The 22,719-nt window shown below is 37.1% G+C and carries 26 protein-coding genes; all 26 read left to right on the top strand.

All coding sequences use genetic code 11. The features are described 5' to 3' along the window. Positions 1-11: 11 nt before the first annotated feature. Positions 12-1,412 carry an HslU--HslV peptidase ATPase subunit gene (gene hslU, locus MLD65_RS00425; protein ID WP_243289883.1) on the top strand — a complete coding sequence of 467 codons (1,401 nt, stop codon included), beginning with the start codon at positions 12-14 and terminating at the stop codon, positions 1,410-1,412. A 54-nt stretch (positions 1,413-1,466) separates the two neighbouring features. Next, on the top strand, positions 1,467-2,246 hold the full coding sequence (gene codY / locus MLD65_RS00420; RefSeq protein ID WP_243289882.1) for a GTP-sensing pleiotropic transcriptional regulator CodY: 780 nt from the start codon (positions 1,467-1,469) through the stop codon (positions 2,244-2,246). A gap of 337 nt (positions 2,247-2,583) precedes the next feature. After that, on the top strand, positions 2,584-2,982 hold the full coding sequence (flgB, locus tag MLD65_RS00415) for a flagellar basal body rod protein FlgB (protein WP_243289881.1): 399 nt from the start codon (positions 2,584-2,586) through the stop codon (positions 2,980-2,982). Then, the gene (gene flgC, locus MLD65_RS00410; RefSeq protein WP_243289880.1) at positions 2,982-3,434 is read left to right on the top strand and encodes a flagellar basal body rod protein FlgC; all 453 of its coding nucleotides are present in this window, start codon (positions 2,982-2,984) and stop codon (positions 3,432-3,434) included. The genes flgB and flgC overlap by 1 nt, the downstream gene beginning before the upstream one ends. Before the next feature lie 21 nt (positions 3,435-3,455). Further along, complete coding sequence (gene fliE, locus MLD65_RS00405; protein ID WP_243289879.1) at positions 3,456-3,752, top strand: flagellar hook-basal body complex protein FliE; 297 nt, start codon at positions 3,456-3,458, stop codon at positions 3,750-3,752. A 50-nt stretch (positions 3,753-3,802) separates the two neighbouring features. Beyond that, positions 3,803-5,404, top strand: a complete 1,602-nt coding sequence (gene fliF / locus MLD65_RS00400; RefSeq protein ID WP_243289878.1) for a flagellar basal-body MS-ring/collar protein FliF — start codon at positions 3,803-3,805, stop codon at positions 5,402-5,404. Positions 5,405-5,416: 12 nt separating this feature from the next. Beyond that, the gene (fliG, locus tag MLD65_RS00395) at positions 5,417-6,418 is read left to right on the top strand and encodes a flagellar motor switch protein FliG (RefSeq protein ID WP_243289877.1); all 1,002 of its coding nucleotides are present in this window, start codon (positions 5,417-5,419) and stop codon (positions 6,416-6,418) included. Next, positions 6,411-7,157: a flagellar assembly protein FliH gene (fliH, locus tag MLD65_RS00390; RefSeq protein ID WP_243289876.1), complete on the top strand. Its 747-nt coding sequence runs from the start codon at positions 6,411-6,413 to the stop codon at positions 7,155-7,157. Before fliG ends, fliH begins: the two co-directional genes overlap by 8 nt. Positions 7,158-7,162: 5 nt before the next feature. Continuing rightward, complete coding sequence (gene fliI / locus MLD65_RS00385; RefSeq protein WP_243289875.1) at positions 7,163-8,479, top strand: flagellar protein export ATPase FliI; 1,317 nt, start codon at positions 7,163-7,165, stop codon at positions 8,477-8,479. After that, a complete protein-coding gene (gene fliJ / locus MLD65_RS00380; RefSeq protein ID WP_243289874.1) occupies positions 8,476-8,919 on the top strand; it encodes a flagellar export protein FliJ in 444 nt (147 codons plus the stop codon). Before fliI ends, fliJ begins: the two co-directional genes overlap by 4 nt. A 9-nt stretch (positions 8,920-8,928) precedes the next feature. Then, positions 8,929-9,516 carry a magnesium transporter MgtE N-terminal domain-containing protein gene (locus MLD65_RS00375; RefSeq protein WP_243289873.1) on the top strand — a complete coding sequence of 196 codons (588 nt, stop codon included), beginning with the start codon at positions 8,929-8,931 and terminating at the stop codon, positions 9,514-9,516. A gap of 14 nt (positions 9,517-9,530) precedes the next feature. Then, the gene (locus MLD65_RS00370; RefSeq protein WP_243289872.1) at positions 9,531-10,871 is read left to right on the top strand and encodes a flagellar hook-length control protein FliK; all 1,341 of its coding nucleotides are present in this window, start codon (positions 9,531-9,533) and stop codon (positions 10,869-10,871) included. Positions 10,872-10,881: 10 nt separating this feature from the next. Next, positions 10,882-11,313, top strand: a complete 432-nt coding sequence (flgD, locus tag MLD65_RS00365; RefSeq protein ID WP_243289871.1) for a flagellar hook assembly protein FlgD — start codon at positions 10,882-10,884, stop codon at positions 11,311-11,313. 44 nt (positions 11,314-11,357) lie between these two features. Next, entirely contained in the window at positions 11,358-12,878 is a 1,521-nt protein-coding gene (locus MLD65_RS00360) for a flagellar hook-basal body complex protein (protein ID WP_243289870.1), read from the top strand. Between the two features lie 16 nt (positions 12,879-12,894). Continuing rightward, positions 12,895-13,119, top strand: coding sequence for a flagellar FlbD family protein (locus tag MLD65_RS00355; RefSeq protein WP_243289869.1), 225 nt, complete (start codon positions 12,895-12,897; stop codon positions 13,117-13,119). Continuing rightward, entirely contained in the window at positions 13,112-13,540 is a 429-nt protein-coding gene (gene fliL, locus MLD65_RS00350) for a flagellar basal body-associated protein FliL (protein ID WP_243289868.1), read from the top strand. The genes MLD65_RS00355 and fliL overlap by 8 nt, the downstream gene beginning before the upstream one ends. A gap of 33 nt (positions 13,541-13,573) precedes the next feature. After that, the gene (fliM, locus tag MLD65_RS00345) at positions 13,574-14,578 is read left to right on the top strand and encodes a flagellar motor switch protein FliM (RefSeq protein WP_243289867.1); all 1,005 of its coding nucleotides are present in this window, start codon (positions 13,574-13,576) and stop codon (positions 14,576-14,578) included. Next, positions 14,568-15,707 (top strand): flagellar motor switch phosphatase FliY, encoded by a 1,140-nt coding sequence (fliY, locus tag MLD65_RS00340; RefSeq protein WP_243289866.1) that lies wholly within the window; start codon positions 14,568-14,570, stop codon positions 15,705-15,707. Before fliM ends, fliY begins: the two co-directional genes overlap by 11 nt. A 16-nt stretch (positions 15,708-15,723) precedes the next feature. Next, a complete protein-coding gene (locus MLD65_RS00335) occupies positions 15,724-16,089 on the top strand; it encodes a response regulator (protein WP_243289865.1) in 366 nt (121 codons plus the stop codon). 21 nt (positions 16,090-16,110) lie between these two features. Then, positions 16,111-16,734, top strand: coding sequence for a flagellar biosynthetic protein FliO (gene fliO / locus MLD65_RS00330; protein ID WP_243290235.1), 624 nt, complete (start codon positions 16,111-16,113; stop codon positions 16,732-16,734). Next, positions 16,727-17,389 carry a flagellar type III secretion system pore protein FliP gene (gene fliP / locus MLD65_RS00325; RefSeq protein ID WP_243289864.1) on the top strand — a complete coding sequence of 221 codons (663 nt, stop codon included), beginning with the start codon at positions 16,727-16,729 and terminating at the stop codon, positions 17,387-17,389. The genes fliO and fliP overlap by 8 nt, the downstream gene beginning before the upstream one ends. Positions 17,390-17,403: 14 nt before the next feature. Further along, on the top strand, positions 17,404-17,673 hold the full coding sequence (gene fliQ / locus MLD65_RS00320; protein ID WP_243290234.1) for a flagellar biosynthesis protein FliQ: 270 nt from the start codon (positions 17,404-17,406) through the stop codon (positions 17,671-17,673). A 2-nt stretch (positions 17,674-17,675) separates the two neighbouring features. Then, positions 17,676-18,455, top strand: a complete 780-nt coding sequence (fliR, locus tag MLD65_RS00315; protein ID WP_243289863.1) for a flagellar biosynthetic protein FliR — start codon at positions 17,676-17,678, stop codon at positions 18,453-18,455. Continuing rightward, positions 18,452-19,534, top strand: a complete 1,083-nt coding sequence (flhB, locus tag MLD65_RS00310) for a flagellar biosynthesis protein FlhB (RefSeq protein ID WP_243289862.1) — start codon at positions 18,452-18,454, stop codon at positions 19,532-19,534. The genes fliR and flhB overlap by 4 nt, the downstream gene beginning before the upstream one ends. A 24-nt stretch (positions 19,535-19,558) precedes the next feature. Next, entirely contained in the window at positions 19,559-21,592 is a 2,034-nt protein-coding gene (flhA, locus tag MLD65_RS00305) for a flagellar biosynthesis protein FlhA (RefSeq protein ID WP_243289861.1), read from the top strand. Beyond that, positions 21,592-22,716: a flagellar biosynthesis GTPase FlhF gene (gene flhF, locus MLD65_RS00300; RefSeq protein ID WP_243289860.1), complete on the top strand. Its 1,125-nt coding sequence runs from the start codon at positions 21,592-21,594 to the stop codon at positions 22,714-22,716. The genes flhA and flhF overlap by 1 nt, the downstream gene beginning before the upstream one ends. Positions 22,717-22,719 lie beyond the last annotated feature (3 nt).

Below are 22,719 nucleotides of genomic sequence, written 5' to 3'. Positions count from 1 at the left end.
GGCCATTCTTAATGGGTAAAGAGCTAACACCGAGGCAAATTGTTGATCATTTAGACCGATTTATCGTTGGTCAAAAGGACGCGAAAAAGGCGGTTGCTGTCGCACTTAGAAATCGTTACCGCCGCATGTTATTGCAAGAAAGCATCCGTGAAGAAGTAGTTCCGAAAAACATTTTATTGATTGGTCCAACTGGAGTCGGTAAGACGGAGATTGCCCGAAGAATCGCTAAGCTTGTCGGAGCACCTTTTGTAAAAGTCGAAGCGACAAAATTTACAGAAGTAGGTTATGTCGGTCGTGATGTCGAGTCGATGGTACGTGACTTAGTTGAAACGGCTGTTCGAATTGTAAAAGAAGAAAAAATGCAGGAAGTGAAGGTACAAGCAGAAGAAAATGCGAATAAGCGGATTGTCGAATTGCTTGTACCGAGTAAGAAAAAGAATCAATCATACAAAAATCCATTTGAGATGCTATTTGGAGGAAACACCTCTCAAGATGTTCAGTCAACAACATCACAAGATGAAGTCAACATTGAACAAAAGAGAAGAGAAGTAGCTTGGAAGCTTGCTTCAGGGGAGCTGGAAAATGATGTCATTACGGTAGAGGTTGAGGAACAACAACCTTCGATGTTTGATATGCTACAAGGCTCCGGCATCGAGCAAATGGGTATCAACATGCAAGATGCACTCTCAAGTTTTATGCCGAAAAAGAAAAAGCGGAGAAAATTAAAAGTGAAAGACGCCCGTAAAGTGTTGATTAACGAAGAGGCACAAAAGCTTATTGATATGGATGAAGTAACGCAAATATCCATTGAACGTGCGGAACAATCCGGCATCATTTTTATAGATGAAATTGACAAAATTGCTAAATCGAATCAAGGTGGTGCTTCTGCAGACGTTTCGAGAGAAGGTGTGCAACGCGACATTTTACCAATTGTTGAAGGATCAACGGTCGTGACGAAGTATGGGTCCGTTAAAACAGACCATATTTTATTCATCGGAGCAGGGGCTTTTCATATGGCAAAACCTTCTGATTTAATTCCAGAGTTACAAGGACGATTTCCGATCCGAGTTGAGTTAAAAAAACTGACAGTCGAAGACTTCGTACGTATCCTTGTCGAGCCAAGTAATGCAATATTAAAGCAATATATAGCTTTATTGGAAACAGAAGGTATACAATTAGAATTTTCTGACGATGCTATTCGTAAGATAGCAGAAGTAGCCTTCCAAGTGAATCAAGATACTGATAATATTGGGGCAAGACGTCTTCATACCATTTTAGAAAAGCTATTAGAAGATTTATTATTTGAGGCATCTGACATTACACTTGAAAAAATTGAGATTACGCCTCAATATGTAGAAGGAAAGTTGAACAAAATTGCTCAAAATAAAGATTTAAGTCAATTTATCTTATAAAAAATGACAAAACAGCTATGAATAAACCATTACATAATTTAGGAGGACAAAACAATGGCTTTATTAGAAAAAACACGAAAAATTAATGCAATGCTACAAAGTGCAGCTGGTAAACAAGTGAATTTTAAGGAAATGGCAGAAACGTTAAGTGAAGTAATTGAAGCGAATATTTTTGTCGTAAGCCGACGTGGAAAATTATTAGGTTTTGGAATTAATAAACAAATTGAAAATGAACGCATGAAAAAAATGTTAGAAGACCGCCAATTTCCAGAAGAATATACAAAGAATTTATTTAACATTACAGAAACATCTTCAAACCTAGATGTTTACAGCGAATATACAGCATTCCCAGTTGAAAACCGAGAGCTTTTTAAAACTGGTTATACAACAATTGTTCCAATTAATGGTGGCGGTGAGCGTTTAGGCACGCTTATTGTTGCACGTTTAGCAGATAAATTTAACGATGATGATCTCATTTTAGCTGAATACGGTGCAACCGTTGTTGGTATGGAAATTTTACGGGAAAAAGCGGAAGAAATTGAAGAGGAAGCTCGTAGCAAAGCAGTTGTGCAAATGGCTATCAGCTCGTTGTCATACAGTGAGTTAGAAGCAATTGAGCATATTTTCGAAGAATTAGATGGACATGAAGGATTATTAGTTGCAAGTAAAATTGCTGATCGCGTAGGTATCACGCGTTCTGTTATCGTTAACGCACTTCGTAAATTAGAAAGTGCAGGTGTAATCGAATCTCGATCATTAGGAATGAAAGGGACATACATTAAAGTATTGAACGATAAGTTTTTAGTGGAATTAGAAAAATTAAAAAACCATTAATCATTTCTGTACACCATTTTTACAAATATGAAAAAGGGTTGAAATCAACTTTCGATTTCAACCCTTTTTCAAATTTAAAACAGAGTCAATGATCCGTTTTTTGCTTCAATATCAAGGAGTCACAATTAGGATAAATCAACATTTTTCAACGCAGGAAAAAGTAAGATAAAAAAGTTTTAGGAATTAAGTCCTATATGAAAAATGAACTAATTTTACGATGAATTTTAACAAAAGGTTCATAGACTTTATCTCTAATCTTCTTTAAAATAAGGATAGACTTAACAATATTCGACAATTATATTATTCGTTCTACAACATTATCTTTTTGGGGGTAAAGATGAATATTTTTTCTAGTACCATTAGTCATATCGAACAAGGGATTGATTATGCTTCGAATAAGCAAAAAGTCACATCTCACAATATTGCAAATGTCGAAACTCCTGGATATAAAGCGAAAAATGTTAGTTTTAAAGAAACGCTTAAAAGTGAAATGAAAAGATTTGAAGCGTATCGAACGCAAGAAAAACATATTCCGTTTTCTTCCCTAGATCATAGCAACTCATTTAACGTATATACAAGAAATGATGCCTCCTATATGTCGAATGGAAATAGTGTTGATATCGATCAAGAGATGGCGGAAATGGCCCAAAACCAAATCTATTATGATGCATTAGTTGATAGATTAAGTGGGAAATTCAATTCATTAAAAACGGTTATAAAAGGTGGTCGAGCATAATGGGGATTTTTCAATCGCTGAACATTACAAGTTCTGGTTTAACGACCCAGCGACTTCGAATGGATGTCATTTCCTCTAATATCGCGAATATGGATACGACAAGAGCTGAAGATAACGGAGAGTCATGGGAGCCTTATAAACGGAAAATGGTCGTAACAGCACCCGAAAACCAAAAATTTTCCAGTTATTTAAAAAGTGCAATGAAACCTACTACTAACATTGGGAGTGGAGTGAAAGTGACAAAAATCACAGAAGATACATCACCATTTAAGTTAGTATATAACCCAATGCATCCAGATGCAGACGATAATGGGTATGTGAAGTACCCGAACGTAGATCCTTTAAAAGAAATGGTTGATTTAATGAGTAGTACACGAGCCTATGAGGCGAATGTTACAGCGTTCAATGCTTCAAAAGGGATGCTAATGAAAGCTTTAGAACTTGGAAAGTAATGAGAGCGAGGAAAATGAATCATGATGAATGGAGTAGCACAAGTTCAACCAGCAATACATACTTCTTTTACGGCAAACCAGCCAATAGCAAAGCCTAAAACATCCTTTTCAACGATATTAAAACAAACACTTAACACCGTAAATGACGCACAATTAAATGCTGATAATATGACGAACGACTTCGTTTCAGGAAAACCGGTTGAATTACATAATGTGATGATTGCTTCTGAAAAAGCGAACATTTTGTTACATACAACGATTGAAGTTCGGAATAAAGCGGTAGAAGCTTACCAAGAAATGATGAGAATGCAAGTTTAAGACTTTACATCCATTCATCGAATGGATTCGTCTTATCGGAGGATTTAATAATGAATGAAAAAATGAAAGAAATATTGACGAGCATGAAGTCATTTTGGGACAGACGGTCTCGTGTGCAAAAAGGAGCGATAATCGGCTCGATTGTTGCTGCTTTCGCCATTATTATTACGATATCCGTCTTCATGATGTCTTCGAATATGGTTCCACTATATACGAATCTATCGTTACAAGAGGCAGGAAAAATAAAAGAAACACTTGATGCAAGAGCGATCCAATCCGAAATACGAGACAATGGTCAAACAATTTTAGTACCAGAAGAGGTTGCTGACAGTTTAAAAGTTGAACTAGCAGCTGAGGGTATTCCAGATAGTGGGAATATTGATTATTCCTTTTTCGGTCAAAACGCGGGATTTGGTATGACAGATAACGAGTTTAATATGATGAAGCTTGATGCGACGCAAACAGAACTTGCCAATTTAATCAAAGGCATCGATGGTATTCAAGATGCAAAAGTTATGATCAATTTACCGCAAGAGTCCGTCTTTGTTGGTGAAGTGACAAAAGAAGCGTCTGCCTCAATTGTGTTAAATGTACAACCAGGATATGAGCTTGATCAAAATAAAGTAAATGCGTTATATCATCTTGTATCGAAAAGCATCCCGAATCTTCCTACTAACAATATCGTCATTATGGATCAAAACTTTAGTTATTTTGACCTAGAAAATGAAAACAGTCCATTGAATTCGAATGTTGTTTCCCAATTACAGTTACAAAAGGAGATTGAACAAGAAATTAGAAGAGACGTTCAAAAACTTCTCGGAACGATGATTGGTCAAGATAAAGTCGTTGTATCGGTTACGACAGATATCGATTTTACGCAAGAAAATCGTGAAGAAAGCATTGTCGAACCTGTTGATGAGGATAACAATGAAGGCATCGCTATAAGTGTTGAACGAATTACAGAAGCTTATACAGGAGATGGAGCAAACGCTGGTGGAATTAGTGGAACGGGTAATACAGATACCGTGACCATTCAAGAAGCTGGTGGAGACGGTTCTGGGGAATATGAACGAATTGAAGAACGAGTCAATCATGAAGTCAATCGGATTAAAAAAGAGATTGTTGAAAGTCCGTATAAAATCCGTGATATTGGAATTCAAGTGATGGTGGAGCCACCTAAACGAGATGATCCAACGTCACTTGCTCAAGAACAAGTAGATGATATTGAACAAATTTTATCGACAATCGTTCGTACGAGCATGTATAAAGGTACGAATGAAGAGCCGTTAACAAATGAACAAATAGAAGATAAGATTGTTGTTTCCGTACAGCCGTTTAGTGGCAAAGCGACATTTGAACAAGAAGCAGCGACATTTGCAATCCCAATTTGGGTATACGTCGTTTTAGGTGGCGCAGTAATCGTCATCATGCTCCTTATCTTCCTGCTCGTAAGAAATCGCAGAAAACAAGTAGAATTCGTAGAAGGAGAACCTTTGCAAGAGGAAGAGCAAGTGGAAGTCCGAAATATTTTCGAAGAGCGGGAAGAGTCGATTGATAAAACAACAGTAACACGGAAACAAATTGAAGAGATGGCGAAAGAAAAACCTGATGAATTCGCGAAACTTTTACGCACTTGGCTCTATGAAGATTAGGGGGAGATTAGAATGAAAAAATTAACAGGTCGGCAGAAAGCTGCCGTCTTACTCATCTCCTTAGGACCTGATGTCGCGGCAAATGTATATAAGCATCTATCAGAAGAGGAAATTGAAAAACTAACGCTTGAAATATCAAGTGTTAGAAAAGTAGAAGCCGAGAAAAAAGAAGAAATAATGGCAGAATTTCATGAAATTGCGCTAGCGCAAGATTACATATCCCAAGGTGGCATTCAGTATGCAAGACATGTTTTAGAAAAGGCGCTAGGAGAAGATAAAGCAGACAGTATTATTCATCGATTAACGTCATCTTTACAAGTGAGACCGTTTGATTTTGCACGTAAAGCGGAGCCTACACAAATATTGAATTTTATTCAAAATGAACATCCGCAAACGATTGCGCTAATATTATCTTATTTAGATGCCTCACAAGCGGGCCAAATTTTATCTGCTTTGCCACAAGAAATGCAAGCAGATATTGCAAAAAGAATCGCTGTGATGGAAAGAACGTCCCCTGAAGTGATCAGTGAAGTTGAACAAGTTTTAGAAAAGAAATTATCATCAACCGTTACGCAAGATTATAGTGAAACAGGCGGTATTGAAACGGTCGTTGAAGTATTAAACGGTGTTGATCGTTCGACAGAAAAAACGATTATCGAGGCACTTGAAATACAAGATCCAGATTTAGCTGAGGAAATTAAAAAACGGATGTTCGTATTTGAAGATATCGTTACATTGGATAATCGCGCAATTCAACGTGTTATTCGTGATGCGGATAATGAAGATTTAAAACTATCCTTGAAGGTTGCTTCAGATGAAGTGAAAGAAGTGCTGTTTAAAAATATGTCTTCTCGTATGGTTGAAGCATTTAAAGAAGAGATGGAATTTATGGGGCCTGTGCGCTTGCGTGATGTAGAAGAAGCGCAAACGAAAATTGTTTCAGTCATTCGTCGACTAGAGGATGCTGGTGAAATTGTCATTGCAAGAGGCGGGGGAGATGATTTAATTGTCTAGTGTTCTGAAACGCTCATACTCCATGACGAATCAAGAACCTATTAAGCTAGTACTTAAAGCTCTTGAAGTACAAAAACATGATCAACAAGAAAAAGAACAGACGAACGATAAGAACGATTTGAAAAAGGCTAAAGAAGAAGCGGAGACGATCTTAAAAAAAGCATATGAAGAACGAGCATCTTGTCTAGCTGAAATTGACGAACTTAGAAACAATTGGCAAAAAGAACGCGAAGCATTTATTCAAGAAGCTCAAAAAATAGGCTATGATGAGGGGTTTCATGCAGGGGAAAAAGCTGGATTTCAAGCATATGAAGCAGCGATTAAAAAAGTGGAACACATCATGGAAGTAGCCAAGACAGACTATGTGAAGAAAATTGAATCGGCAGAAGAACAAATAGTATTGCTTGCGATGAAGGCTGCCGAAAAAATAGTGAAAACAACGCTAGCAGAGGAACCGAAAAAGTTTCAATCCATTGTCAAAGCTGTGATTGAAGAAGTGAAAGACTATCCGGAAGTGAAAATATTTGTGCATCCAGAACAATACGAGTTCATTCTTTTTCATAAGGAAGAGTTTGAACAACTTTTTACAAAAGTAGTGGATTTATTCATTATTCCAGATGCCAAACTAAAACCTTTTAGTGTCCATGTTGAATCGACCTCTGGAAAGATCGATGCAAGCATAGAGACCCAAATTGAACAATTGAAAAATAAACTGCTTGATTTTATGAAAGAAGGATAATGGCCATGAACTATCAAAGCCTCCTTACTAAAATCGATTCCATTAATGCGTATAAACGTTATGGGAAAATTCATAAAGTGGTAGGATTAACAGTTGAATCAATTGGTCCTGAATGTTCAATAGGAGACCTCTGTTTTATTCATGTTGGAGATAACATGAAAATTCCAGCAGAAGTTGTTGGGTTTAAGGGCGAACATATATTAATGATGCCCTTTACATCGATTCAACGTGTGGCTCCTGGAAGCATTGTTGAAGCAACTGGAGAGCCTTTAAAAATTAAAGCTGGGATGAATTTAATTGGCCATGTTGTTGATGCATTAGGATGTCCATTGAATGGTTCAAAACTTCCGAATGGTTTAACATCTGTTCAAAGTGAAAATGACCCACCAAATCCGTTAACAAAGCCGCCCATTCAGGAAACGATTTCGGTTGGCGTCAAAGCAATTGATGGCTTTTTAACAATCGGAAATGGGCAACGGGTTGGGATATTTGCAGGTAGCGGGGTAGGAAAAAGTACGTTGCTCGGAATGATAGCAAAGAATACAACAGCAGATGTGAATGTGATCGCCTTAATCGGTGAACGTGGAAGAGAAGTTCGTGAGTTTATAGAAAGAGATCTTGGGGAAGAAGGGTTGCAGAAAACGGTTGTCATCGCTGCGACATCCGATCAACCGGCACTTATGCGAATTAAAGCGGCATATACGGCTACGGCTATTGCCGAATATTTTCGGGATAAAGGGCTTAATGTAATGTTTATGATGGATTCGGTTACTCGTGTTGCGATGGCACAACGTGAGGTTGGACTTGCTGTAGGCGAACCACCTACGACAAAAGGTTATCCGCCTTCAGTTTTTGCCATCCTCCCCAAATTATTAGAGCGGACAGGTACAAATGAACACGGTGCTATTACCGCCTTCTATACGGTACTTGTTGATGGAGACGATTTAAATGAACCGATTGCAGATACTGTTCGAGGAATATTAGACGGTCACATCGTATTGGACCGAAACCTTGCGAACAAAGGACAATATCCAGCGATCAATATTTTAAAAAGTGTCAGCCGGATTATGAACCAAATCGTATCAAATCAACATAAACATGCGGCTAATGAACTGCGAAATATTTTATCTACATATATGGAAGCAGAAGATTTAATCAATATCGGCGCCTACAAGCGAGGTTCATCAATTGAAATCGATCGCGCGATTCGTTTATATCCGAGAATTCTTTCTTTTTTAAAGCAAACAGTAGATGATAAACATTCGTTTGACCAAACCGTCACAGAGCTTCTACAACTTATCGAAAAAGGTGATGGATCATGACCTACCAATATCGTCTTCAAAAAGTAATGGACATTAAAGAAAATGAAAAGAAAAAAACAGTTTCTGAATATGAACAATCTGTACAAGAATTCGAACGAGTAGCGGAAAAGCTTTACGAATGTTTGAAGAAAAAAGAAGAATTAGAAAAAACGAAAGCAGAAAAGCTACATCAAGGCCTTGCTGTTCAAGAAATGCGCCATTTTCAACAATTTGTAACAAATTTAGAAAAGACAATCGACCACTACCAAAAGCTTGTCATATTAACAAGAGATCGAATGAATGAGAAGCAAGCTTTATTAATGGAAAAAAACATGGAAGTAAAAAAATATGAAAAAATGCAACAAAAAGATTTTGAACAATATCTTTATACACAAAAAAGTGATGAGAATAAAGAGCTCGATCAACTATCCATTATGACATATTCGTATCGAGGAATTTAGGTGACATAGATGACAAAAGAAGATAAATCTTTTACAAAGTTCCAATGGTTCATTGTCATAATCATTTCCATACTTGTAACGGTAGTATTTATCTATTATATGTTAACGATCGTTGGAATCGACCCATTAAAAAAAGTAAGAGAAACAGCAAGTAGCACACCGCTTCTTTCCAACGTAGTAAAGGAAGAAAAAGAAAACAATGAACAGTTAGAGAATCCTGACAAACTACAACAGTTAGAGAAAGAAAATAAAAACTTAACGAAAACAGTAGATGAACAAAATGAAATGATTCAAGCACTCGAAAAGGACATTGAAATAAAAGAAAAAGAAGTACAAAAGCTTTCCCAAGAGTTAAAGTCATTACATTCACAACGAGATTCTAATAATGAAGAAGAGAACGAGCCTAATGTTGATATGGCATCTATATACAGCAAAATGAATCCATCGAAAGCTAGTGAATCCATTGTTCTATTGTCAAATGAAGAAGCCGTTGAGATTCTTCTTTCTTTAAAGCAAGATACCGTTGCCAAAATATTAGAAAAGATGGAGCCAAAGGATCGTGCGAAGTATACGAAATTATTAAATGAAGTGAACTAGAAGGAGGTGAAGCGATGATGAAAGCATTAAACCTTTTTCCTTTATTGAGTCCGTCACATATAAAAAATATTGAACAAGGAAAACGAAATGAATCGAATTTTCACCACCTTTTGAAATCGTTAAACGAGAACGGTATAAAACAGCATGAAACCGAACAGTTTCAAGATGTATTCGTACATACGTTGACAACCTTTTTAAAGCTGACAGAAGAGGTTAAAAAACTAGCTCTTGCGAGTGAAGAAGACGAAAATTCGATTGATAGGTTATCAATGGAAACAATGGAAATGAGGATGATTTTACAACCTTTAATGAATGAAATTCACGAAGAATGGAAGAATCACGGTTTACCAGTGGGGATAGAGAAGAATCAACTTATCGAAAAATGGCTTCAATCTTTTGAAGCGAATAAATCGTTTGCAAGTGTAGGCGAAACGACGAAACCAATATTATCACTTGACAACCTTATACAAATGAATGAAGGGGTGCAAGATGGGAGAGAAAAAGGTTTTGCCCACACATTGAACGTTAAACAAGCGAGTGCGTTAATTGAACGAGTGTTGGCGTATATTGACCAGGTTAATAAAAGTGATAGGACAATTCATGAACAAAATATGGGGAAGCTTATAGATTTCCGTCATGTGGTAGAACGATTGCTTGAAGAAAAACATATTCCAAAGCTTATAAAAACCATTCAAAACGGAGTCTATCATCCTGTTGAAAAATTAGAAAAAGCGTTACTTGCAAATGCACAAAATATAAATGTCAAGGAACAGAGTCAACGTGACCCGGATAAAATGGATCCTCGTGAAAAAAATGTTGACCATTTAAGTCAATCATTATTTCCAAATCGACGAATGAAAGGTGAGGGAATTTCAATTGGAGAATGGTTATTAACTTTAACGACGCTTAAAGACAATGGAGCGAGTCCAAGTACACCAAGTACACAACAAGAGTTCGTTCAAAAGTTTTTAGATATTATGAAATTAAGCAAACATTTTAAAACAATTGATGGGAAACAAACTATGACGATTCGATTAAACCCAGAACATTTAGGTACATTAACCGTCAAACTTACGGTTGAAAGTAACGAATCCGTTGCCAAAATCATCGCTTCAACACAATCGGCAAAGGAATTGTTAGAGCATAGTATCCATCAATTAAAGCAGGCACTCCCTAATACAGAAATCGAAATCAATCGATTTGAATTGTTGGAAGAGCAGCAGATGTCGTTATTTAGAGAACATCAAGATGAGAATTCCCAACATCAAGAGCGAAAACAGAAAGATGAAAAACAAGAAGAACGAACGGAATCATTTCAAGAGAAATTGAATGAACAATTAAATTTTATCGTTTAGGAGTTTGAATATGAACATGAAGTCGATTGACTCTCATTTACTACTATCAAATAAAGTTCAAGAGCAAAAACAACCATCTTCTTCATTAGGTAAAGACGACTTTTTAAAAATATTAATAACACAACTTCAGCATCAAGATCCATTAAAGCCGATGGAAGACCGTGAATTCATTTCACAAATGGCGAATTTTTCGTCTCTTGAACAGATGACCAATATGAATGAAACATTCATGACCTTTATTCAACAGCAAAACAAGCGATCGATTATTCAATATTCCGAATTAATCGGCAAAGAAGTGTTTTATAAAGATGAGGAAGGAAAAGAGCATTCCGCAACTGTCCAATCAGTCCGCTTTAATGGGGAGGAAGTATTAGTACAGGTAGAAAATGAAAGCGAAATTCCGGTAACGAACATTTATAAAATTAGTCAAATTGCACAATAATCTGTCCATGGTTATGAAAATATTTATTTGAGGAGAGGATTTACATGCTTCGTTCCTTATATTCTGGTATTAGTGGGATGAAAAACTTCCAATTAAAACTTGACGTCATCGGTAATAACATTGCGAATGTAGGTACATATGGATACAAAAAAAGTAGAATTACATTTAAAGAATTAGTCAACCAACAAATCTCTGGAGCAAGTGCTGCATCAGGTGGACTAGGGGGGGTTAACCCTAAACAAGTCGGATTAGGCTCGAACGTCGGTACAATCGATACAATCCATACGTCAGGTGCAACGCAAACGACAGCACGAACGTTGGATTTAGCGATTACAGGTGATGGCTTTTTCCCTGTCGCAACCATACGAGACTTTAGTCGAGTGAATATCGATTCAGGAGGGAAAATTGGCAATAACATAATAAGCGGAAACATTAATAACGCAGCTGATTTAGCTTATACACGAGCAGGGAACTTTTATTTAGACGATCGTGGCTATTTAGTAACAGGTGATGGGATGTATGTTGTAGGTGAAACGGGTGAAAAATCGATTCCAACTGATGATGGAATTAAAAAAGCTAACGATGCGTTAACAGCTATCGCTTCCTTTAATTCTCCGTATGAAAATATATTTGAATCGCTAAAGGAAATATACAAGAAAGCAAATGATGTAAAAGGCGCTTTTGAAGCATACAACGAATCCGTAAAAATTTGGACAGATGGAGGTAGTCCAGCTAAAGGCCCTCTATATGATGCGATGAATAGTGCTCATCAAGCGCTGCAGACGATGTATGCGGAATTTCATAGCAATGTAACGAATGCTCAAACAGGCTTTGATACGATTGCAACGGACTTTGCCAACTCTTTAGCAGTGTTAAACAATTCGATTGATACGTTTAACGGCACACAACCGGTAACGGATATTATGACGAAAATCACAAGTGCGGTATCGACGATTAGTGGTTCGTACCCAGATGCATCTACAATTAAAGCTGGAACACCAGCTAGTTCGACGCAATTAGATGCAATGAACCAATTACTAAATAATCTCGAAAGCTATTCGGTTGATTTAAATAATGTTGCCCAAACCGTCATTCAGTATGAAGAGGCTGCTGAAAGTTTAAAAGAACCATCTTGGTCAAGTTCGTTAAGTGGTGAAGCCGGGCTTATCCAAATTCCTTTATCTGCTAAAAGCTTCAGTATTGGACCAGATGGAACCGTTACATTTGTTAATAAAACTGGTGAGTTGAATGTAGCAGGACAATTACGCCTTGCGAACTTCCCAAATGCAGGTGGATTAGAGAAAATCGGAGGGAATTTATTTAAAGAGTCTTCAAATTCAGGCTCTATCGATCGAAATGGAAATGGCATACAATTAGATGAATTATATGCACCAGGTACGGAAGGAACTGGCTCCATTACATCCGGTGCACTAGAAATGTCAAACGTTGATTTATCTGAAGAATTTACCGAAATGATCGTAGCTCAACGAGGATTTCAATCAAACACGAAAATTATTACAACATCTGATGAAATTTTACAAGAATTAATGAGTTTAAAACGATAACTGGCGGTGACGCTATATGATTACGTTAACGAAATTAAATGGGGAAACCTTTTTATTGAATGTCTTATTAGTTGAACGCATTGAGTTTTTACCGGATACGACCATTACGTTAACAAACGGGAAAAAATATGTAGTCAAGGATTCAAAAAATGAAGTAGTTGAGAAAATTATCCGATTCTATAAGGAGATTGGCTTAACCTCTTCCGTAAACATGATGGAAGGGAATGAAGAGATTGAATAAAAAACTATTGACCGTATTATTCATTATCGTGACCTCCATTTCTATCATAGGGATGACAGCACTCGCCGTTGTGAACAACAATTTAAAAAAAGGAAATGAACAAAATGAAAAAACGATTGACGAAATCGTTGATGCGACAGTGGAAGTCCCTGAAATAACAACGAATGTAGCGAGCGGAAACATTGTCCAACTATCGATGCGTTTGGAAACAAATGATAAAAAGGCAAAAGAGGAATTGGAAAAACGTGAATTTCAAGTGAAAGATATCGTCATTTCGGTTCTTGCGAATATGGAGGCAAAGGAACTGGAAGGTGAGAATGGAATGAACCTCTTAAAAGAAAAAGTGAAAAATAACGTCAATCAGCTCATGCAAGAGGGTGAGGTTAAAGAGATTTACATAACCTCCTTTATCCTTCAATAATGATTCAAACTATGGATGAGGAGGTGAGAGGACATGTCGACAAATGAAGTACTAAGTCAAAGTGAAATCGATGCGTTATTATCAGCATTATCAACTGGTGAAATGGATGCTGACGAACTTAAAAAGGAAGAGGAAGCGAAGAAAATAAAAGTTTACGATTTCAAGCGTGCCTTACGTTTTTCAAAAGATCAAATTCGAAGTTTAACGAGAATTCATGAAAATTTTGCCCGCTTGTTAACAACTTTTTTTTCAGCGCAATTACGAACGTATATACAAATTTCTGTAGCTTCTGCCGATCAAATTCCATACGGAGAGTTCATTCGCTCCATTCCGAAGATGACCATTTTAAATGTCTTTGAAATAGAGCCACTTGGTGGACGTGTATTAATGGAAGTTAATCCGAATATTGCTTATGCGATGATGGATCGAGTGATGGGTGGTATCGGGGTTTCGATGAATAAAATAGAAAGTTTAACCGAAATTGAAACGCGCATCATTTCAACTATTTTTGAAAAATCGCTTGATAACTATCGAGAAGCATGGAATACCATTATCGATATCGATCCGGTTATGCAAGACTTTGAAATTAATCCGCAATTTTTACAATTAGTATCGCCAAATGAAACGGTTGTGGTCATTTCATTAAATGCACAAATAGGCGAGTCGAGTGGGATGATTAACCTCTGTTTACCACATGTTGTGTTAGAGCCAATCATTCCGAAACTGTCTGCTCACTATTGGATGCAATCAGAACGAAAAGAACCGGAAGAGCTTGAAACGAAGGCGATTCAAAAGCAAATTAAACAGGCAAACGTTCCAATAAATGCGGAGTTAGGACACTCCCAATTAACGATTCATGATTTTCTAGAACTACAAGTGGGAGATACTATTCGTTTAGAGCAAACGGTCTCCGATCTATTAACCATTAAAGTTGGTGGTGTTCCGAAGTTTCTTGGGCAGCCAGGGAAGGTTAATAATCGCTTGGCAGTCCAAATACTTGATGTGATTAATCGAGGTGATGACGAAGATGAATTCTAACATGCTGTCGCAGGATGAAATTGATGCACTATTAAACGGCGGGGGACTATCGAATGATCCGGTAGAAACGACTGAAAATAATATTCATGATTTATTTTCGGAAATGGAACAAGATGCAATTGGAGAAATAGGGAATATTTCATTTGGAAGTTCCGCGACGGCGTTATCAACATTATTAAACCAAAAAGTACAAATTACAACTCCAACGGTCTCATTAGTGAATAAAAAGGAGCTAAAGGATGAATTTCCGCACCCATCTGTTTCCATTCAAGTCCACTATACAGAAGGGTTTACAGGCAGTAACATCCTCGTTATTAAACAAAGTGACGCTTCTATTATTGCGGATTTAATGATAGGGGGAGATGGCTCTAATCCAACAGATTTAGGTGAAATCCAATTAAGTGCGGTACAAGAAGCGATGAATCAAATGATGGGTTCAGCCGCTACATCTATGTCGACCGTATTTCAAAAAAAAGTAGATATATCACCACCAGCTATTGAACTGTTAGATGTTCAAAAAGGAGAAGGGACAAATACTATTCCAGATGAAGAACTATTTTTGAAAGTTTCGTTCCGACTCACGGTTGGACATTTAATAGATTCGCAGATTATGCAACTATTACCGATTGATTTTGCTCGCGAATTAATTAAGGAACTTATGAATTCTTCTAATGAGGAAAGCGCTTCTGCACAAGACACTATTCAAGTAGAAGAACCCCCTCAACTTAGCAAGAAAGAAAACCGAGTCGAAATGATAGAACCGTCTACTCAAGCACAACATCAACGAAAAGAGCAAGTTCAAATGAATGCTAAACCTGTCGAGTTCGCAACATTTAATACACCGCCTAAAAGTACGGAAGTCCAAAATTTAGACATGCTCCTTGATATCCCTTTAACCGTAACGGTTGAATTAGGGCGAACGAAACGATCTATTCAAAACATCCTAGAATTATCTACTGGATCCATTATTGAATTGGATAAGCTAGCTGGGGAGCCTGTTGATATTTTAATAAACAATAAAAAAGTGGCAAAAGGTGAAGTCGTCGTTATCGATGAAAATTTCGGTGTTCGTGTAACGGATATATTAAGCCAGACAGAGCGCTTAAACAAAATTCATAAATCGTATTAAGAGGAGTGAGGAGATTATGGCAAATAAAATTTTAATTGTAGACGATGCAGCTTTTATGCGAATGATGATTAAAGATATTTTAACAAAAAATGGTTACGAGGTTGTGGCAGAAGCTCAAGACGGAGCACAAGCGATTGAGAAATATAAAGAGCATCAACCGGATTTAGTGACAATGGATATTACGATGCCGGAAATGGATGGGATTACGGCGTTAAAAGAAATTCGCAAAATCAACCCGAACGCAAAAGTTATTATGTGTTCTGCAATGGGTCAACAAGCGATGGTTATCGATGCGATTCAAGCTGGTGCTAAAGACTTTATCGTCAAACCATTCCAAGCTGATCGCGTGTTAGAAGCGATTAGCAAAACGCTAGGAGCATAAGGGGATTAATCATTGAAAAAAGTGTTAGTTTTATACTTCTTCTTTTTCTCCATTTTTACGATTCATTTTCTGTTCCCTGTTTCCTTTGTAGAAGCAGGAGCAGAAAACGAAACGGTTAAAAGCTTTTATAGTAAAGAAGAAAATGATGAGGAAGTTAGCTTGAATGAACAAAAAAGTCAAACAGAAGCACCAGCTTCCGTGAATGTTTCATTTTTAGAATTTCTAAAAATGATTGTAGCACTCGCGCTTGTATTAGCTCTTATTTATTTTCTATTACGGTTTGTGAAACAAAAAAATCGGCATGCACTCGGTTCAAAATATATACAAAATCTAGGTGGAACGAGCTTAGGTCAAAACCGGTCCATCCAACTTGTAAAAGTAGGTGATCGTTTATTTGTTTTAGGTGTTGGAGATACCATTCAACTCTTGAAAGAAATTGATAATAAAGATGAAATTGAAGCGATTGTAGCGGATAATGTGGAAAAAACAATCTCTCCAATTGAAACGAATCTTAGCAAACTGTGGAAACAGGCAGTACGAAATAAATCAAGTGAGTCTTTTAAGAAAGAGTTGGAGTCTATATTAAATAAAAGGTCTGGGCAATTGAAGTTGTTAAGTAAGAAGGGACAAAAGCATCATGAATGAGTTTATTGAACTGTTCAATCAAAGTGATCCAAATCATGTTTCGACAACCATTCAACTACTGTTATTATTAACCGTTCTATCTTTAGCGCCAAGCATACTTATTTTATTTACTTGCTTTACGCGGATCATCATTGTCCTTTCCTTTGTCCGTACTTCGCTTGCAACGCAATCGATGCCACCAAACCAAGTATTGATTGGTCTGGCATTATTTCTTACATTCTTTATCATGGGACCGACGTTTCAAGAAGTTCATCAAGAAGCGTTACAACCATTATTTAATGAAGAAATCAACATTGAAGAAGCATATGAGCGTGCTGAACAGCCTTTTCGTGAGTTTATGAGTAAGCATACTAGGCAAAAAGACTTATCGCTTTTTTTACAATATGCCGATATACAACCGGAGTCTCTTGAGGAAGTACCGATGTCTGCACTCGTTCCAGCTTTTGCAATTAGCGAAATTAAAACCGCTTTTCAAATCGGCTTTTTACTTTTTATTCCATTCCTAGTGATTGATATGGTGGTTGCGAGTATTCTCATGTCGATGGGGATGATGATGCTCCCGCCTGTTATGATTTCACTTCCTTTTAAAATTTTATTATTCGTATTAGTTGACGGTTGGTATCTTGTCATTAAGTCATTACTACAAAGTTTTTAGAGAAGGGGAACATGATGAGTTCTGAAATGGTTTTATCTATAGCAGAAAAAGCAGTATATACGACGTTAATCGTCTGTGGGCCGATATTGCTATTGGCGTTGATTGTTGGATTAATCGTTAGTATCTTTCAAGCAACGACTCAAATTCAAGAACAAACACTTGCGTTTGTTCCAAAGATCATCGCTGTCCTTGTTGGTTTAATCGTTTTCGGGCCATGGATGTTGTCAGTGATGTTATCGTATACACATGAATTATTAAGCAATCTTCATCAGTTTGTTGGTTAAAGATGGAATCGTTATTCGTACATTACCCTGCTTTTCTGCTCATCGTAACGAGAATTGCTTCTTTTATGGTGACGATTCCTCTATTCTCCTATCGGACGATTCCGAATCAACTGAAGATAGGAATAGCTTTTTATTTAGCTTTCATTATGACGATGACATTAGATCTTCCAACGATTCCATTGAATGAACAGTTTCTTTTATTACTGATGAAAGAAGCGATGATTGGATTATTGATTGGATTAGCGGCCTATATTATTTTTTCTGCAATACAAATTGCTGGAAGTTTTATTGACTTTCAAATGGGTTTTGCCATCGCGAGTGTGATTGATCCACAAACCGGTGTTCAAAGTCCTCTCATCGGACAGCTATTTAACGTGATGGCTATGCTCTTTTTGCTTAGTACAAATGCTCATCATTTATTAATAGAAGGCATGTTAAATAGTTTTCTTTTTGTTCCAATTGACCACCTTACTCAATTGTTTCATACAGGTGAAATGATTCAAGTGATGATAAAAAGCTTTAATTCGATGTTTATCATTGCTTTTCAAATGGCCTTCCCAATTGTCGGTGCATTATTTCTTGTTGATGTTGCACTCGGTATTATTGCCCGAACGGTTCCACAACTAAATGTATTTGTTGTCGGATTACCGATAAAAATTGGGGTCAGCTTTTTGATGATCTTACTCGTATTTAGTGCAATTTTTTTCGTCATGCAAGAATTAATTGAATATATGATTGAATTTACAAATACTTTGTTGCAATTGTTAGGTGAGTCAAATTGAGCCGTTTACGTTTAGATTTACAGTTTTTTTCTGGGGAAAAGACAGAAAAAGCGACGCCAAGAAAAAAACAAGAAGCAAGGAAAAAAGGACAAGTTGCAAAAAGTGCAGACATAAATACAGCTATTACCTTATTTCTCATGTTTTTATCTTTGCTGTTTTTTGGGAAGTTTCTTTTACAAAATATGCTGTCTTTATTCAAAACAACTTTTGAAGACTATTTGTTTATGAATGTATCGGAAGAAAATGTACATATGTTGTTCCAAACATTTATGTTAAAATCTGTTAAAATGATCGCGCCGCTATTTCTTACCGCGATGATAGCAGGGCTCGTAAGCAACTATGTACAAGTAGGATTTGTTTTTTCTACAGAACCTTTAAAAATGAAATTGGATAAAATCAATCCGATTCAAGGGTTTAAACGAATTTATTCCATACGAGCAATTGTTGAATTAGTAAAATCTATTTTGAAAATTACGTTCGTTGGAACCGTAACCTTTCTCGTTTTGTTTTTTCATTTTGAAGAATTGCTTACCCTACCGCAAATGTCTGTACAGGATGCTTTTCTTTTTATTGCAAAGTTGACGGTTCAAATGGGACTATTCGCCTCAGGGGCACTTCTTTTCATTGCCGTGTTGGATTATTTATATCAAAAATATGACTTTGAAAAAAACCTTCGAATGTCAAAACAAGATATTAAAGATGAACATAAAAAAACGGAAGGGGATCCGTTAATTAAATCCCGAATGAAACAAAAACAAAGGGAAATCGCGATGCGGAGAATGATGGAAGAGGTTCCTAAAGCCGATGTTGTCATAACGAACCCAACTCATTTTGCCATCGCCATTAAATATGATGAAGAGCAAATGGATGCGCCATTTGTTGTGGCGAAGGGGTGCGACTTTTTAGCACAAAAAATAAAAGAAGTAGCAAAAGCAAATGATGTTGTAACGGTTGAAAACAAACCGTTAGCACGTGCGTTATATGATCAAACGTCCATTGGTGAAGCGATTCCTGAACAGTTTTTTAAAGCGGTAGCCGAAATCATCGCTTACGTATATCGATTAAAGCATAAAGTGTAATCATTGTTAGGAGAGAAAAAACATATGCAAGCAAGAGATTTATCCGTATTAATAAGTGTCATCTTAATCATCGCCATGTTAATTATCCCTTTTCCATCTTGGATGCTAAGCATTTTCATTATCATCAATATTTCTCTTGCATTGTTAGTCCTCCTTACATCGATGAATATGCAAGAACCGCTACAGTTTTCTATTTTTCCATCACTATTATTATTGCTCACGTTGTTTCGATTAGGACTGAACGTGTCAACAACACGATCCATCCTTTCGAAGGGAGAAGCTGGGAAAGTTGTAGAAACGTTCGGTACATTCGTTGTCGGTGGTAATGTAATTGTCGGGTTTGTCGTATTTTTAATTTTAATTATTATTCAATTTGTCGTCATTACGAAAGGTTCTGAACGTGTTTCGGAAGTGGCCGCTCGCTTCACACTCGATGCGATGCCCGGAAAACAGATGAGTATTGATGCGGATTTAAACGCTGGAATTATTACAGACGAAGAAGCGAAAAAGCGCCGAGAAAAAGTTGCACAAGAAGCAGACTTTTATGGGGCAATGGACGGAGCAAGTAAGTTTGTAAAGGGAGACGCCATTGCCGGCATTGTGATTGTCTTAATCAATATTATTTTCGGTATTGTTATCGGTATGTTACAACAAGATCTTGGGTTACAAGAAGCGGCATCCCGTTATACGTTATTAACCGTTGGGGACGGCATCGTCAGCCAAATTCCAGCGTTATTAATATCAACGGCAACGGGTATTGTTGTCACAAGAGCTGCATCTGATGGGAATTTAGGAAGCGATATTACTAAACAGCTTTTTGCCTATCCGAATATGTTATTTGTCGCAGCTGGTACGATTTTTTTATTAGGGGTTGTAACACCTATTGGCCCGCTATTAACCGCACCGATCGCGATTCTGTTAGGCGTATTAGGATATATGTTTAGAAAAACGCAACAGGCGGAATTAGTTGTTACAGAAGAGGTAGAAGTAGAAGAACCAATACAAGATATAAAGAGCCCAGAGCAAATCATGAATTTAATTGATTTTGATCCAATTGAATTTGAGTTCGGTTACGGGCTTATCCCGCTGGCTGATGCGAATCAAGGTGGGGACTTACTCGACCGAATTGTCATGATTCGGAGGCAGCTCGCCATTGAATTAGGAATGGTCATTCCAGTTGTACGAATTCGAGATAATATTCAACTTGAGCCCAATGAATATCGATTAAAAATTAAAGGGAATGAAGTGGCTAAGGGTGAGCTTCTTCTCGATCACTATTTAGCTTTAGGCCCGGGGATTGACGATGATACGATTGAAGGGATACATACGAAAGAGCCGTCCTTCGGGTTACCCGCTAAATGGATTAGTGAGGCAGCGAAGGACGAAGCAGAGATCTTTGGTTATACTGTAGTCGATCCCCCGTCTGTTGTATCCACACATATGACGGAAATTTTAAAGAAATATGCACATGAATTATTAGGACGGCATGAGACGAAACAATTAGTCGATCATTTAAAAGAATCAAATCCGATTGTTGTCGAAGAAGTAACACCAAATCCACTATCAATTGGAGATATTCAAAAAGTGCTTGCGAAGTTATTAAAAGAAAAAGTGTCGATTCGCAACTTACCGGTAATTTTTGAAACGTTAGCGGATTATGGAAAGTTATCAACAGATCCTGATTTATTAACGGAATATGTAAGGCAAGCATTAGCTAAACAAATTACAAGTCAGTATACAAAAGAAGGAGAACCTTTAAAAGTGGTTACGCTATCTGGACAGATCGAAAAGCTCATTGCTGAGGGGGTCCATCAAACAGAGCATGGGAATTATTTGTCGTTAGAACCCGGGCAGTCTCAAGCTATCATTGAATCGATCGCAACCAATATTGAGCAGCTATCGATGCAGGACGTGTCGCCGATATTGTTATGCTCACCAGCTGTTCGAATGTATGTAAGGCAACTAATTGAACGATACTTACCGGATATACCAGTACTTTCCTATAATGAACTTGAAGCAAATGTGGAAGTTCAAAGCATCGGGGTGGTGAACACGTAATGAAAATCAAAAAGTATAAAGCCCCTTCCTTACAGGAGGCGATGAAGCATATTCGCCAAGAACTTGGGCATGATGCTGTCATTTTAAATTCAAAAGTCGTTTATTCAGGTGGGTTTTTCGGTTTATTTCAGAAAAAAAACATTGAAGTCATTGCAGGTGTTGATTCGGACGTTCATAAGCGTTCACGAGTAGAACCTTTCGTTGAAAAGAAAAAGCAAATAAAAGAACTAGAACACCGTCAAAAAGATTCTTTTGCCAATTCTGAAAAGCTTTCAATCTATAAAGAGATGGAACAAATTAAACAACTTGTCGAAAGCCTACATAAAAGTGATAAAAAGGTTTATCCAACAGAATTATTACCGTTTGCTGAGCAATTGAAAAGTAAAGGGATTGAATCGAATGCTCGATCTCGTTTGATGATGGCATTGCTTGAAGCATATTTTGTCAACGGGAAGAAGTTGACAAAAGAGGAGCATTTGGACGTTCTCAAAAATGAACTGCATAAAATGCTCGAACCGATTTCTTTTCATGGCATTACGAGAACGAAAAAATATATTAATGTGATTGGGCCTACAGGAGTAGGGAAAACGACAACATTAGCAAAATTAGCAGCCGAAATCAAAATCAAACATAAAAAAAGCATCGCTTTTATCACGACGGATACGTATCGAATTGCAGCAATTGAACAATTAAAGACATATGCCACTATATTAAACGCACCAGTAGAGGTTTGTTACAATGCCAATGACTTTTTAAAAGCAAAAACAAAACTAAATGCCTACGATGTCGTATTTATCGACACGGCTGGTCGTAATTTTATGGAAATGCAGTATGTAAAGGATTTGCAAGAGATCATTGATTTCAAACACGATATGGAAACATTTCTTGTCTTTTCACTTACATCAAAATATGAGGATATGGTTGCGATTTATGAACAATTCAAGGTGATTCCAATTCATCAATTTATCTTTACAAAATACGATGAAACCTCATCACATGGTGCAATGTTCAACCTCGTTTTGAAAACGAACATCGGGTGTGGATATATTACAGATGGACAAGATGTACCAGACGATATTCATGAAATGAATACAAAAAAATTTGGTGAATGGGTATTGAGGTAATGG

This window comes from Bacillus sp. FJAT-47783 (assembly GCF_022808615.1).
In the GTDB taxonomy this organism is placed as follows: Bacteria; Bacillota; Bacilli; order Bacillales; family Aeribacillaceae; genus Bacillus_BZ.
This window is presented reverse-complemented; position numbering and strand designations above follow the sequence as displayed.

Bases quoted from the DNA above. Each gene is read 5' to 3' on its own strand.
- MLD65_RS00370 (WP_243289872.1), top strand. From the start codon at position 9,531: ATGATGAAAGCATTAAACCTTTTTCCTTTATTGAGTCCGTCACATATA.
- fliP (WP_243289864.1), top strand. From the start codon at position 16,727: ATGAATGAGTTTATTGAACTGTTCAATCAAAGTGATCCAAATCATGTT.
- codY (WP_243289882.1), top strand. From the start codon at position 1,467: ATGGCTTTATTAGAAAAAACACGAAAAATTAATGCAATGCTACAAAGT.
- MLD65_RS00375 (WP_243289873.1), top strand. From the start codon at position 8,929: ATGACAAAAGAAGATAAATCTTTTACAAAGTTCCAATGGTTCATTGTC.
- flhA (WP_243289861.1), top strand. From the start codon at position 19,559: ATGCAAGCAAGAGATTTATCCGTATTAATAAGTGTCATCTTAATCATC.
- MLD65_RS00335 (WP_243289865.1), top strand. From the start codon at position 15,724: ATGGCAAATAAAATTTTAATTGTAGACGATGCAGCTTTTATGCGAATG.
- flgB (WP_243289881.1), top strand. From the start codon at position 2,584: ATGAATATTTTTTCTAGTACCATTAGTCATATCGAACAAGGGATTGAT.
- MLD65_RS00360 (WP_243289870.1), top strand. From the start codon at position 11,358: ATGCTTCGTTCCTTATATTCTGGTATTAGTGGGATGAAAAACTTCCAA.
- fliF (WP_243289878.1), top strand. From the start codon at position 3,803: ATGAATGAAAAAATGAAAGAAATATTGACGAGCATGAAGTCATTTTGG.
- fliJ (WP_243289874.1), top strand. From the start codon at position 8,476: ATGACCTACCAATATCGTCTTCAAAAAGTAATGGACATTAAAGAAAAT.
- fliQ (WP_243290234.1), top strand. From the start codon at position 17,404: ATGAGTTCTGAAATGGTTTTATCTATAGCAGAAAAAGCAGTATATACG.
- flhF (WP_243289860.1), top strand. From the start codon at position 21,592: ATGAAAATCAAAAAGTATAAAGCCCCTTCCTTACAGGAGGCGATGAAG.
- fliY (WP_243289866.1), top strand. From the start codon at position 14,568: ATGAATTCTAACATGCTGTCGCAGGATGAAATTGATGCACTATTAAAC.
- fliG (WP_243289877.1), top strand. From the start codon at position 5,417: ATGAAAAAATTAACAGGTCGGCAGAAAGCTGCCGTCTTACTCATCTCC.
- fliI (WP_243289875.1), top strand. From the start codon at position 7,163: ATGAACTATCAAAGCCTCCTTACTAAAATCGATTCCATTAATGCGTAT.
- fliM (WP_243289867.1), top strand. From the start codon at position 13,574: ATGTCGACAAATGAAGTACTAAGTCAAAGTGAAATCGATGCGTTATTA.
- MLD65_RS00355 (WP_243289869.1), top strand. From the start codon at position 12,895: ATGATTACGTTAACGAAATTAAATGGGGAAACCTTTTTATTGAATGTC.
- flgD (WP_243289871.1), top strand. From the start codon at position 10,882: ATGAACATGAAGTCGATTGACTCTCATTTACTACTATCAAATAAAGTT.
- hslU (WP_243289883.1), top strand. From the start codon at position 12: ATGGGTAAAGAGCTAACACCGAGGCAAATTGTTGATCATTTAGACCGA.
- flgC (WP_243289880.1), top strand. From the start codon at position 2,982: ATGGGGATTTTTCAATCGCTGAACATTACAAGTTCTGGTTTAACGACC.
- fliE (WP_243289879.1), top strand. From the start codon at position 3,456: ATGATGAATGGAGTAGCACAAGTTCAACCAGCAATACATACTTCTTTT.
- fliR (WP_243289863.1), top strand. From the start codon at position 17,676: ATGGAATCGTTATTCGTACATTACCCTGCTTTTCTGCTCATCGTAACG.